This window comes from Hydrogeniiclostridium mannosilyticum (genome assembly GCF_003268275.1).
Classification (GTDB): Bacteria; Bacillota; Clostridia; order Oscillospirales; family Acutalibacteraceae; genus Hydrogeniiclostridium; species Hydrogeniiclostridium mannosilyticum.
The window spans coordinates 102,817-114,847 of the sequence record NZ_QLYR01000003.1; the positions used below are offsets into that span (position 1 = coordinate 102,817).

Sequence of the window (12,031 nt, forward strand, 5' to 3'; positions counted from 1 at the left end):
TTCTTATAAAGACAAAAACAAAAGCCTCGGAATCAAATCAGAGAAAAGCACAAATTTCATCATAAACAGTCATGTTCACAGCTATATTTTAAAGATTAACACCTGTGAAGCCGTGCCGTCAAAATAACATTCATTTCCTTCAACAATCTCATAACAGCCATTTGAAACCGAACGGACAAGCTTATTCCAAAAAATTTTATTTGCAGCATTTTTAGGATGGTATTTAATATGCCAAAAACCCTGATGAAGCTTAAATATCCGCTCCATAATTATTGTGGCAACACCCTTACGCCTGTAAGGGTATGAAACAAAAAGCTCCGCAACGGACCAATTTACCGGCCGGTCACATGCCCCATGCCTATTAATGAGCACAAAGCCCGCGAGCTTATGGTCTACTATGATAAAGCAGGGGTGCCTGCCTGCCTCCGACCAATATTGTCCAAATAAGGGTAATGGAACAATCCTTCATCGTCAAAAGGTGCCTGATCATACTGCGAAAATTCATAATTGTACTTTTCCAGCAGGTTATTAAGCGTTTCTTTTTTCTCTACTGGGATTCCCTTCAGTTCTACTTCCATATCCTCCCGCCATTCTCTACGGTTGCTTAAATGTATGCTTATAAAATAATAAGACAAACTTCTGTTTTAGAAGTTTGTCTTATTACCTGGAGGCGACACCCAGATTTGAACTGGGGAATCAGGGTTTTGCAGACCCATGCCTTACCACTTGGCTATGTCGCCAAAAAAAATGGAGCGAACGACGAGGCTCGAACTCGCTACCTCCACCTTGGCAAGGTGGCGCTCTACCAGATGAGCTACGTTCGCAAAATGGTGCCTCCGGGCGGAATCGAACCACCGACACGGGGATTTTCAGTCCCCTGCTCTACCAACTGAGCTACAGAGGCGAATGGCGACTCGGAACGGGCTCGAACCGTCGACCTCTAGCGTGACAGGCTAGCGTTCTAACCAACTGAACTACCGAGCCATATGGCCATTCAATGGTGGGAACAATAGGACTCGAACCTATGACCCCCTGCTTGTAAGGCAGGTGCTCTAACCAGCTGAGCTATGCTCCCGTCACATTACTGTTTTCCAGCGACGTATAATATAATACTATACCTTCTAATATTTGTCAACCCCAAATTCTTAAAAAAAGTAATTTTTTGCTATTTTAATCCTTACCAGCCTTTACAAGCTCCATCAGATCTTCTCTGGTAAACCTGTAATGCTTGCCACAATACTGGCATGTTGCCTCAACAACACCACTTTCATCCGGCAGGGATAGGAGTTCCTCCTCCTTCAGCGTGGCAAAGGCTCTTAACACCCGCTCGCGGCTACAGTTACAGGCATAATGTACGTTAAAGCCGTCCAGTGCCTCCGCTTCAAGTCCTGTCAATATCTGCAAGCAAATTTCGTCAATCGTCAGCCCTTGGGCCAGCATCTTCGTAACCGACGACAAACCGGAAACATTTTTCTCAAGCAAATCAATCTCTTCCGGCGCTGCGCCAGGCAGCACCTGAACAAGTAATCCCCCTGCCAGAATACCCTTGTTCGCATCCTTTCCCACCAGTACGCCTAGGGCGCAAACCGTTGGAATTTGCTCGCTGACCGCATAATAATGGGTGATATCTTCGGCAATCTCACCGGACTGAAGCGCAACCTGGCCGCTGTACGGCTGGCCCTCGCCTAAATCGCGCAATACGCCAAGCAGGCCGTTTCGGCCCACCGCGCCGCCTACGTCCAGCTTTCCATTGGGCTTTAACGGCAAAACAACCTCCGGATGTTCCGCATATCCCTTACAGTTGCCGTTGCTGTCCGCAATGGCAACAACAGAACCAAGAGGGCCGCCGCCGTTGGCCTTTAATGTCACGGTCGCGCCATCCTTTTTCAACATAGACCCCATCATTGAGGCTGCTGTCATCAACCGTCCCAGCGCTGCGGTTGCCACAGGCGAGGTCCGATGGATTTCCTGCGCGGTTGCCACCATATAGGTACTGTCAATGGCACATGCCATAATTCCTCCGGTCCTTGTAATGTATCGTGTTATCCTATCCATATGATATGGCGGCTCCTTTCAAAAGTTTACTAACGATATGCCTAACGGGCTTTGGCTGCCGACTTTTTCGCTACAAACAAAAGCCGCTCGCTCTCTGCTGCCGGCGCCTGAAAGGTTAGGTCTGCATAGAGCCCTTCAACCATAAGTCCTGCGCTCTGCAGAAAACCGCAAATAGTCTCCGTTGGATAGGCCCGTTCATAAAAATGTTCAGAAGACCGGCTGTAAGCGCCATCCGGCCGCTTTGTAAAAAAGTCAAGGGAAATTGCGACGCGGTCCGTCCTCTTTTCCAGCGCATTCTGCCAAACACAGAAAACTTCCCCTGTGTCGTACACAAAGGTGTTGTCTGCCAAAATTACCCGATGCTTATACACCGTGTTACAGTCGAAAATAAAATATCCTCCGGGGTTCAGGAACAGTGAAACCCGCTCAAAAGCCGCTCGCCAGTCCTTTTCAAGCGTTAGGTGGTTAATGCTGTCCATGGCACAAAAAACCGTATCTACGGTGCCGTAAAGGTCCAGGCTCTGCATCTTCTGCCGCAGAAATAAAATAGAGAGCTCCTCGCCAGCCGCCTTTTGCTGAGCCTCCGCCAACATCTCTGCTGAGGCATCCACACCATAAATATCCATTCCCCGTTTTGCCAGTTCCACGGTCAGGCTGCCGGTACCACAGGCTAAATCAAGCACCAGGCCGGCATCGTGCCCGTGCTTTTTCAGCACAGCGCATAAATAACCGGCCCGCTCCTGATAATCTACCGCATGCATTAAACGGTCATAATACCGAGCAAAAACAGTATAGCTCATTTTTCCGGTTCCTTCACTTTTTGCTCATCTAAACGGTTAAAAACCAGTTCATAGCCGTCGCAGCCATAATTGAGCGAACGATTTACGCGGCTGATCGTCGCCGTTGATGCACCGGTATGCGAAACAATGTCGCTATAGACCCGTTTGGTGCTCAGCATGTGGGCCACCAAAATGCGCTGCGCCATTGCCTTAATTTCCGGAACCGTACAGAGATCCTCAAAAAAATTATAACACTCTTCCACTGTCTGCAAGGAAAGAATTGCTTGAAACAAAAAGTCAACACTGTCGTCCTTAATTTTTGAATTCATACCTCTCACCCCTTAAATTTAGTGCAATAAAATTTTATCACACAAAAGTGGAAAAGTAAAGTATACAAGGCGCCTAAGAGGAAGCGGACGCTCCACTCTCTTCGCAGCAACGTTCAATATGGTCTTTCAATGCTTCAATCCCTTCGCCGGTTAAAGAAGAAACCGCCTGCAGCGGAACATCGTCAATCTCGGCAAAAAGCTCACGATTGCCCGCCAGGCGTTCCTCCCGCTGTGTTTTATTGAGCTTGTCGCTTTTGGTCGCGGCAATCACAAAGGGCAGCTCCTGGTCTAAAAGATATTGAATCATATGTAGATCATCGCGCGTCGGTTCATGGCGCAGATCAATGATCTGCACCACACACGCGATTTTACGGTCCGCGCCGAGATACCCTTCTACAAGTTCCGCCCATCGCTGCTTTTCTGCTGCCGAAACCTTAGCATAGCCGTAGCCCGGCAGGTCCACCAAACGGCATTCAGGCAAGCGGTAAAAGTTTATAGTACCCGTTTTACCCGGCTTTGCACTGACACGCGCCAGCGCTTTTCTGTTGAGCAGCTTGTTAATGAGGGAGCTCTTCCCCACATTGGACCGGCCTGAAAATACAATTTCCGGAAGATCAGATGCTGGCAGCTGATGAAAGCGGCCCGCGCAAAATTCAAAGGCTGCATTTTGAAAATTCATGGTTTCCGTCCTCACTGGTAAATGGTCGAAAGCCGGGCGGCCTTTCCCTCTGTTTCAAGCAGCGGTGTGGAGGCCAGCGCCTCTGCCGCTGGCTCCGGCTGTTTGGCCAGGGCTTCTTGCAGCACCTGATCAATTCGTTCTACCGGAACAAATTGAATATGTGCCTTTACCACATCCTCCACCTCATAGAGGTCTGAAACGTTATCCGCCGGAATTAATACTTTCTTCACCCCGGCCCGGTAAGCGGCCATGGTTTTTTCCTTCAGGCCGCCTATTGGCAGCACGCGGCCCAGCAGAGTGATCTCTCCCGTCATTGCCACATCATGGCGTACGGGGATATTGCACAAAGCCGAAGTGATGGCGGTAGCCATGGCAATGCCCGCCGAAGGGCCGTCCTTAGGAATCGCTCCCTCCGGCGCATGGATATGAATATCATATTTACAGTAAAAATCGTGGCTGATGCCAAGCTTTGCCGCACGAGTGCGGATGCAAGTGATCGCCGTGCGCGCAGATTCCTTCATCACATCGCCCAAAGAGCCCGTCAGTTCTATTTTTCCGGTCCCCTCCATAACAGCTACCTCAATAGGTAAAATTTCACCGCCTACGCTTGTCCAGGCAAGGCCATTGACCAGGCCGACCTCGTCCGTCTTAGTCAGCCTGTCGCGTTTAAAGCGCTTAGGCCCCAGAAGCTCCTCCAGTTTTTTCGCGGTGACAGTTATTTTCTGATCCGGGTTTTCCAGAACTATTCTTGCGCATTTCCGGCAGAGCGAGGCCAGTTGACGCTCCAGGTTCCGAACGCCGGCTTCGCTGGTATAGCTGTCAATCAGTTCATGCATCGCCGCCGGGACAATCTTCAGGCTCTTTGCCGGGATTCCGTTTTTGCGCAGCTGTTTTGGCAGCAGGTGGCGGGTTGCTATCTGATACTTTTCCTCGTGAGTATAGCTGCCGAGGGTAATCACATCCATTCGATCCAGCAGCGGCGCGGGAATCGCGCCGTAATCATTCGCCGTGGTAATGAACATGACCTTGCTCAGGTCAAAAGGCATGTCGATATAATGGTCATAGAACGTGCCATTCTGCTCCGAATCCAGTACCTCAAGCAGTGCGGAGGAAGGATCCCCCTGGTAACTGGCACCCAGCTTATCAATTTCATCCAATAAAACCAATGGGTTCTTTACTCCGGCTTGCTTTAAGGCGTTGATGATTCTACCCGGCATGGAGCCGATATACGTCTTGCGGTGGCCGACAATATCGGATTCATCCCGTACGCCGCCGAGTGAAACACGCACATAAACCCGCCCAATTGCCTCTGCAATAGAATGGGCAATAGAGGTCTTACCAACGCCCGGGGGACCCACCAGGCAGATAATCTGACCATTCAGCTCCGGTGAAAGCTTGCGCACTGCCAGTGTTTCTAAAATACGCTCCTTTACCTTTTCCAGCCCGTAATGGTCACGGTCCAACACCCGCTGCGCCTTTTTCAGGTCGATGTGTTCTTTGCTCTCACTATTCCACGGCAACCCGAGGCAAGTGTCCAGATAAGAAACAATAACGCTTGCCTCGTGGGAGGCAAAGGGCATTTTGGCCAACCGGTCACATTCTTTTAAAAGCTTGTCCCGCTGCAGCTCCGGCAAACCGAGCTTCAATATCTTCGCCCGGTAGGTATCTGCCTCCTCGTGAGGATTATCCTCATCCCCCAGCTCGGCGGCAATGGCCCGCATTTGCTCCCGCAGGAAATATTCGCGCTGGCCCTGGTCAATATGTTCCTTCGCCTTCTCATTGATTTCATTTTCAATGGAGAGGATATTCATCTCATTTTCAAGCTGTGAACTGAGCAGCTTCAACCGCTTCACCGGATGCAGCTCCTGAAGGACTGCCTGCTTTTTCTCAAAACCCAGCATAAGGTTACTGGTAATAAAATCCGCCAAATCGCCGCAGTTCTTGCGCTTCATCACGCCCAGCAGAATGTCCGGCGGAACCTTGGCAAATTTCTGTACATAGACATCAAATAAATCCTGGACATGGCGAATTAAAGCCTCTGTCCGCGGACTTTCCTTATAAGGCTCATCCTGTACCGCTTCAACCTCAAAAGTAAAAAACGGAGAGGACTGCTTGGTTTTCAAAATTTTTGCCCTGTACAGGCCCTCCGCGTAAAGGCGTACTCCCTCTTCGGAATACCGCACAACCTGCTTTACCTTGGCGACTACGCCCATGGTATAAAGCTGCTGCTCCGCCGGCTCATTATCGCCCAAATCCTTTTGTGCAACCAGAAAAATGCGCTGGTCGGCCTCCATAGCCTCTGCCAGTGCCAAAATAGACTTTTTACGCCCAACATCAAACTGGATCATCATTTCCGGAAAGATGACGAGGCCGCGCAGCGCAAGCGCCGGCAATACTAAAGTCTCGTTCTTTTCTCCGATATCCATTTTTTGAAACCTCCTATTAACAAAAATGGCCGCTACAGAAGGGCCAGCTCATTCTGCCAACCTACCTGCAACAGCCAATGTCCGCGACTGCTTACGAAGCAGAATCCTTCCGCCCGCGCTTTTTAGGAGCCGTTATTTTAATCTTTACCGGCTTCCTGTTTTGGTCGTACTCAATTTCAGGGCTCGCGCCGTTCTCCACAGTGTCCTTGGTCACCGTTACCTTATCGATGGTATAATCAGAAGGGATCTCATACATGAATTTTGTAAGGATCTCCTCCATGATGGCGCGCAAGCCTCTTGCTCCTGTCTGGCGCTCAATAGTCTTTTTAGCGACCGCCTTCAAGGCATCCGGGGTAAACTCCAGGTCTACCTTATCCAACTCAAACAGTTTTTTGTACTGCCGCAGCAAAGAATTTTTCGGCTCGGTCAAAATTCGCACCAAGGACTCCTCGTCCAGCCCGTTCAGCGCTGCAATCACCGGCATACGCCCGACCAGCTCCGGAATCAGCCCGAATTTAACCAGGTCGTGCGGGGTAACCTCCTGCATCCAGGCAATTGCATCCAGCTCCGCTTTCGACTTCACCTCCGCGCCAAACCCAAGACCAGAGGGGGCCGTCCGCTTTTCAACTATCTTATTCAGCCCATCAAATGCGCCTCCGCAGATGAAGAGGATATTGGTAGTGTCGATTTGCAGAAATTCCTGCTGCGGATGTTTGCGTCCGCCCTGCGGTGGAACATTGGAAACCGTGCCCTCCAAAATTTTCAGCAGCGCCTGCTGAACGCCCTCGCCGCTGACATCGCGTGTAATGGATGGATTTTCCGATTTTCGGGCGATTTTATCGATCTCATCCACATAGATAATTCCTTGCTCGGCCTTTTCAATATCAAAGTCGGCGGCCTGAATTAAGCGAAGCAGAATATTCTCCACATCCTCGCCCACATAACCAGCTTCTGTCAATGTCGTTGCATCTGCAATGGCAAGCGGAACATCCAGAATTTTAGCGAGGGTCTGCACCAAAAAGGTTTTACCCACACCCGTCGGGCCGAGTAAGAGCACGTTGCTCTTTGTCAGCTCTATATCATCGTTGGCGCTGCCGAAATAAATGCGCTTATAGTGGTTGTAAACCGCCACTGAAAGCGCAACCTTGGCATCGTCCTGCCCGATTACATACTCATCCAGCTGTGCCTTAATCTCCTGCGGCTTGGGCAGAACAGCATTGACATTTTCCTCGTAGGAGGTTCTGCGGTTTGCCAGGTTTTTCTCATCCTCTAAAATGGACATGCACAGCTCGATGCACTCATCGCAGATATAAACACCAGGCCCCGCAATCAAACGGCGCGCCTCACTCTGCGGTTTGCCGCAGAATGAGCAGCTCACCCCTCTGCCATCCTTTACTTCGTCATTGTTGGACATGAACTATTGTCACCTACCTATTTTATCGAGGCCTCCAGCCAATGCTCCTTTAAAAGCCGCCGGATCACCGTCTATCAATCACCTTGTCAACAAGGCCATATTCCATAGCCTGCTGAGCCGTCATAAAATTATCGCGCTCCGTGTCCTGAGCAATTACCTCGTAGGGCTGACCGGTACGTTCCGCCAAAATCGTGTTAAGTCTTTTCTTGGTCGCCTGAATATGGCCTGCGTGAATCATAATATCTGTCGCCTGGCCCTGTGCGCCGCCGCTGGGCTGATGGATCATAATATCGCTGTTCGGCAGGGCAAAACGCTTCCCCTTTGCGCCGGCCGCCAGTAAAAACGCGCCCATACTAGCCGCCATACCCATACAGATGGTGGAAACGTCGCACTTAATATACTGCATTGTGTCATAGATTGCCATGCCCGAGGTTACCGAGCCCCCCGGGCTGTTAATGTAGAGGCTGATATCCTTGGCGGGGTCCTGCCCCTCCAAGTATAAAAGCTGCGCAACAATCACGCTGGCCATGCCGTCCTCTACCTCACCGGTCAACATAATGATCCGGTCGTTTAACAGGCGTGAAAAAATATCATAGGAACGTTCGCCACGGTTGGTCTGTTCAATTACATATGGCACTAAGCTGCTCATTTCATCGCCGTCCATTCTCCACGCGTAATAGGAAAAGTTGCCGTTTCGCGTGGGAAACGGCAGCTTTTTAAGGATTGACTACTGATGTAAATTTTATTCAGCCTTTTCCGTAATCTCTGCAGAATCTCTCACAAGATCAATCGCCTTCTTGACGCAGACATCCTTGGCAAGCTCTTCCTTAGAGATCAATTCCTTAATCTTGTCGGCTTCCATCTCATAGTTTTTCGCCAGCGTTTGGTATTCTTCCTCAAGATCATCATCATTCGGCACAATATTTTCCAGCTTGGCAATCTTTTCCAGCGCCAAGCGGGTTTTAACCTGACGTTCAGCCTGCGGACGCATGGAGGCACGCATGGCTTCCTGATCCATCCCGGTATATTTCATATAGGTCTCCATGTTTAGGCCCTGGGACTGGAGACGGTAGGCAAAATCACGCAAATCCTCATTGATCTTATTATTGAACATCGCCTCCGGGATATCTCCTTCAACCAGTTCAACCAGCTTATCGATCAGCTTATTCTCCAAATCATCCTTGGACTTCCGCTCGGCAGTCTCTGTCAGCTTGGTACGGATATCCTCCTTATAGCTGTCCAATGTATCAAAGTCGCTGACGTCCTTAACAAAGTCGTCGTCCAGCTCCGGCAGCTCCTTAACCTTGATTTCATGGAGCTTTACCTTGAATACAGCTTCCTTGCCGGCCAGCTCTGCCGCCTGGTAATCCTCGGGGAAGGTCACGGTAACATCGAACTCGTCTCCAGACTGATGACCAACAATCTGCTCCTCAAAACCCGGGATAAACTGACCGGAGCCTAGCGTCAGGCTGAAGTTTTCACCCTTGCCGCCCTCAAACGCCGTACCGTCCACAAAGCCCTCAAAATCAATAACCGTGATATCGCCGTTTTCAGCACTGCGGTCTTCTACCGTCACCATTCTGGAGTTGCGGTCCTGAACCTTCTTGACCTCTTCCATCACATCGTCGTCCGTAATGGTTTTAACGGCCTTTTCCACCGCGATGCCCTTATAGTTCTCAATGGATATTTCCGGCTTGGTCGTAACGGTTACCTTAAAGACAAGACCGTCCTTCCCCGCGGAAACGAGGTCGAAATCGATTTTATCTTCAATCATGTCAATGCTGGCTTCTTTTACCGCCTCCTCGAGAGCTGCGGGATAAAGCGCATTAATTGCATCCTCATAAAAGACCTGGTCACCGTAATACTTTTCAATAAAAGCACGCGGGGCCTTTCCCTTACGGAAGCCGGGAACCATGATTTTCTTGCTTTGCTTATGGTATGCATCGTTCAATGCCTTCTCAAAAACATCCCCGGCAATTTCAATTTCCAGCTGGCAGCGGTTTTTCTCCACCTGGTTGCTTGATTTTAAACTCATTCTTTATTTCCTCCTGCTAAATCGCATATTATCTTTTGCATTATAGCATAATGCTTCCAAATATTCCATATCTACAAGTAAATATTTAAAATTTATTCATCTCACCAAAACCGGTGTGAATTTTACATAGTCACAGGAAACCAAAACCATTTTAATGCCGTCGTACTCCCCGGTCACCGCCCGCCTTGCGGCCTGGGCGCCATGGATATGGCCAAAATAGCAGGTGTCAATCTGCCGTTGCTTCAGAACCGTCAAAATTTCCCGGCACTCTGCTCCGTCATAAACCGGCGGATAATGGAGGAACACCACCGGCCGGAGTCCCAGCCGCTCCGCCTCATCCAGCGAAGCATTCAACCGCCCAACCTCGCGGTTGACGATCTTAAGGTCCTCCTCCGTCTCTGCATTATAAAGCCAGCCGCGCGTTCCGCAGACCGCTATATCACCCACAGCCACCGCGTTATTATGAATAAAACGGATGGAATAAAAGCCGTGCCGCTGCAGAAACTCCTCCAGCTTTTTGCGTGTGCTCCACCAATAGTCATGGTTCCCCTTCAAGATGAGCTTTTCCCCCGGAAGGGCATGGAGAAAAGTAAAATCCGCCGCCGCATCTTCCAGCTTCATCGCCCACGAAATGTCCCCCGCTATAACCACCGTATCACCGTCTGAAACAAGCCGCCGCCAGTTTGCCTCCAGGCGATCCACATAATTTTTCCAGCCTGGAAACACATCCATTGGCTTATCCGTTCCCAACGACAGATGCAGATCTGCGATTGTAAACAACGCCATGTTCAGCGCACCGAATCCAAAACGGCGGCGCTCAGCCCTTCCTTGGCGCACACCTGGTCAAAACGGAGAGGTTTCTGCTCCAGCTCTGCAATCGGCGCTGGAATAGGCGTGCCCGTGTATGCAGAAAGCGTCTGAACCTGCTCAAATTCATCCGCTGGGAGCGCTTCCTTTCCCTCCAATAGGGCGCCGAGCACACTGGAAGCAAACTTATACGGGCTCGCGGTGGAGGCAATAATGGCCGGCGTCGTCCGGTCCCCGGTCGCCGCCGCGTACTGCTGATAAACATTGACCGCCACAGCCGTGTGCGGGTCGCACAGATAATTTTCCACCTGGTAAAGCTCCCGGATAGTCCGCTGGGTCTCTGCGTCATCGCAGAAGCCTGCGAAGAACAGACGGTTCAGCTCCGATCTGACCGCTTCGTCCACCTGGTAGCGTCCACGCTTTGCCAACGATTCCATCCAAGCGGCAACACGCTCCGCATTGCTATCCGTCAGGCTGTAGAGCAGACGCTCCAGGTTGCTGGAAATCAGGATATCCATGGAAGGGGAAATTGTGGTGTGGAAGGGACGGTTCCGGTCATAGATACCGGTGCGCAGAAAGTCCGTCAGCACATTGTTGGCATTGGACGCACAGATCAGCTTATTTACCGGCAAGCCCATCTTCATTGCATAGTAGGCCGCCAGAATATTGCCAAAATTCCCGGTAGGAACTACAATATTGACCTTTTCACCCTCATAGTCCATCTCACCGCTGGTCATCAGGTCGCAGTAAGCGGAGAAATAATAGACAATCTGCGGCACCAAGCGGCCCCAGTTGATGGAATTCGCGCTTGAGAACACATAACCAGCCTCGGCGAGCTGAGCTTTTACCGATTCATCCGCGAAGATCTTCTTGACGCCGCTCTGGGCATCATCAAAATTTCCTTCAATCGCACAAACGGCAACATTGTCCCCTTCCTGCGTCCGCATCTGCCGCTCCTGCATAGCGCTGACGCCATCCTTGGGGTAAAACACCTGCACACGGGTGCCTGCCACATCCCTAAACCCTTCCAGCGCAGCCTTTCCCGTGTCGCCGGAGGTAGCCACCAAGATCAGCGCCTTTTTATCCAGCTGTACCTTCTGCATGGACTTGGTCAGAAGATGAGGCAGAATTTGCAGGGCCATGTCCTTAAAGGCACAGGTCGGCCCGTGCCAAAGCTCTAGCAGGTACATATTGAGGTCTCCGTTCTGCTCCAGAGAGAGGGGCGCGGGGCGGTTACCGTCAAAACGTCCCGTCTCATAGGCGCTGTGAACACATTCACACAGCTCCTGCCGCGTGAAATCTTCCAGAAAATCACCCAGGATTTTCTCAGCGCGCTCGGCATAAGTACCGTGCGCCAAGGCGGTAAGGTCTTTATAAGTGTAAACAGGCAGCCGCTCTGGCACAAACAGGCCCCCGTCTCTGCTGATACCCTGTACAATGGCCTGCGCCGATGTTACCGCCACCGAATTGTCCCTCGTCGATTTATAATGCAAGATCAATTCCCCCT

General features: G+C 50.6%; 12 protein-coding genes and 5 tRNA genes. All 17 read right to left on the reverse strand.

Annotation, left to right across the window (positions count from 1 at the left end):
• Nucleotides 1-81: 81 nt before the first annotated feature.
• Entirely contained in the window at nt 82-462 is a 381-nt protein-coding gene (locus tag DPQ25_RS15320) for a GNAT family N-acetyltransferase (protein ID WP_112332455.1), read from the reverse strand.
• On the reverse strand, nt 396-578 hold the full coding sequence (locus DPQ25_RS06975; RefSeq protein WP_112332456.1) for a hypothetical protein: 183 nt from the start codon (nt 576-578) through the stop codon (nt 396-398). The genes DPQ25_RS15320 and DPQ25_RS06975 overlap by 67 nt, the downstream gene beginning before the upstream one ends.
• An 87-nt stretch (nt 579-665) precedes the next feature.
• Nucleotides 666-740, reverse strand: a tRNA-Cys gene (locus DPQ25_RS06980).
• 8 nt (nt 741-748) lie between these two features.
• Nucleotides 749-824 (reverse strand) — tRNA-Gly (locus tag DPQ25_RS06985).
• Between the two features lie 4 nt (nt 825-828).
• Nucleotides 829-904 (reverse strand) — tRNA-Phe (locus DPQ25_RS06990).
• A 3-nt stretch (nt 905-907) separates the two neighbouring features.
• Nucleotides 908-984, reverse strand: a tRNA-Asp gene (locus tag DPQ25_RS06995).
• A 14-nt stretch (nt 985-998) separates the two neighbouring features.
• Nucleotides 999-1,075: transfer RNA gene (locus DPQ25_RS07000), tRNA-Val, on the reverse strand.
• A 95-nt stretch (nt 1,076-1,170) separates the two neighbouring features.
• A complete protein-coding gene (hslO, locus tag DPQ25_RS07005; RefSeq protein WP_112332457.1) occupies nt 1,171-2,055 on the reverse strand; it encodes an Hsp33 family molecular chaperone HslO in 885 nt (294 codons plus the stop codon).
• Between the two features lie 41 nt (nt 2,056-2,096).
• A complete protein-coding gene (locus tag DPQ25_RS07010; RefSeq protein WP_112332458.1) occupies nt 2,097-2,855 on the reverse strand; it encodes a class I SAM-dependent DNA methyltransferase in 759 nt (252 codons plus the stop codon).
• Nucleotides 2,852-3,163 (reverse strand): YerC/YecD family TrpR-related protein, encoded by a 312-nt coding sequence (locus DPQ25_RS07015; protein ID WP_112332459.1) that lies wholly within the window; start codon nt 3,161-3,163, stop codon nt 2,852-2,854. Before DPQ25_RS07015 ends, DPQ25_RS07010 begins: the two co-directional genes overlap by 4 nt.
• Before the next feature lie 73 nt (nt 3,164-3,236).
• Complete coding sequence (gene yihA / locus DPQ25_RS07020) at nt 3,237-3,842, reverse strand: ribosome biogenesis GTP-binding protein YihA/YsxC (RefSeq protein ID WP_112332460.1); 606 nt, start codon at nt 3,840-3,842, stop codon at nt 3,237-3,239.
• A gap of 11 nt (nt 3,843-3,853) precedes the next feature.
• Nucleotides 3,854-6,268, reverse strand: a complete 2,415-nt coding sequence (lon, locus tag DPQ25_RS07025) for an endopeptidase La (RefSeq protein ID WP_112332461.1) — start codon at nt 6,266-6,268, stop codon at nt 3,854-3,856.
• A gap of 91 nt (nt 6,269-6,359) precedes the next feature.
• Nucleotides 6,360-7,682 (reverse strand): ATP-dependent Clp protease ATP-binding subunit ClpX, encoded by a 1,323-nt coding sequence (clpX, locus tag DPQ25_RS07030; RefSeq protein WP_112332462.1) that lies wholly within the window; start codon nt 7,680-7,682, stop codon nt 6,360-6,362.
• 64 nt (nt 7,683-7,746) lie between these two features.
• On the reverse strand, nt 7,747-8,331 hold the full coding sequence (gene clpP, locus DPQ25_RS07035; protein WP_112332570.1) for an ATP-dependent Clp endopeptidase proteolytic subunit ClpP: 585 nt from the start codon (nt 8,329-8,331) through the stop codon (nt 7,747-7,749).
• Nucleotides 8,332-8,424: 93 nt separating this feature from the next.
• A complete protein-coding gene (gene tig / locus DPQ25_RS07040) occupies nt 8,425-9,717 on the reverse strand; it encodes a trigger factor (protein WP_112332463.1) in 1,293 nt (430 codons plus the stop codon).
• A gap of 96 nt (nt 9,718-9,813) precedes the next feature.
• Complete coding sequence (locus DPQ25_RS07045; protein ID WP_112332464.1) at nt 9,814-10,503, reverse strand: metallophosphoesterase; 690 nt, start codon at nt 10,501-10,503, stop codon at nt 9,814-9,816.
• Between the two features lie 2 nt (nt 10,504-10,505).
• Nucleotides 10,506-12,017 carry a threonine synthase gene (thrC, locus tag DPQ25_RS07050; protein WP_112332465.1) on the reverse strand — a complete coding sequence of 504 codons (1,512 nt, stop codon included), beginning with the start codon at nt 12,015-12,017 and terminating at the stop codon, nt 10,506-10,508.
• Nucleotides 12,018-12,031 lie beyond the last annotated feature (14 nt).

Excerpts from the sequence above, each read along its gene's own strand:
- DPQ25_RS06975 (WP_112332456.1), bottom strand. The coding sequence starts at position 578 with ATGGAAGTAGAACTGAAGGGAATCCCAGTAGAGAAAAAAGAAACGCTT.
- hslO (WP_112332457.1), bottom strand. The coding sequence starts at position 2,055 with ATGGATAGGATAACACGATACATTACAAGGACCGGAGGAATTATGGCA.
- DPQ25_RS07010 (WP_112332458.1), bottom strand. The coding sequence starts at position 2,855 with ATGAGCTATACTGTTTTTGCTCGGTATTATGACCGTTTAATGCATGCG.
- DPQ25_RS07015 (WP_112332459.1), bottom strand. The coding sequence starts at position 3,163 with ATGAATTCAAAAATTAAGGACGACAGTGTTGACTTTTTGTTTCAAGCA.
- yihA (WP_112332460.1), bottom strand. The coding sequence starts at position 3,842 with ATGAATTTTCAAAATGCAGCCTTTGAATTTTGCGCGGGCCGCTTTCAT.
- lon (WP_112332461.1), bottom strand. The coding sequence starts at position 6,268 with ATGGATATCGGAGAAAAGAACGAGACTTTAGTATTGCCGGCGCTTGCG.
- clpX (WP_112332462.1), bottom strand. The coding sequence starts at position 7,682 with ATGTCCAACAATGACGAAGTAAAGGATGGCAGAGGGGTGAGCTGCTCA.
- clpP (WP_112332570.1), bottom strand. The coding sequence starts at position 8,331 with ATGAGCAGCTTAGTGCCATATGTAATTGAACAGACCAACCGTGGCGAA.
- tig (WP_112332463.1), bottom strand. The coding sequence starts at position 9,717 with ATGAGTTTAAAATCAAGCAACCAGGTGGAGAAAAACCGCTGCCAGCTG.
- DPQ25_RS07045 (WP_112332464.1), bottom strand. The coding sequence starts at position 10,503 with ATGGCGTTGTTTACAATCGCAGATCTGCATCTGTCGTTGGGAACGGAT.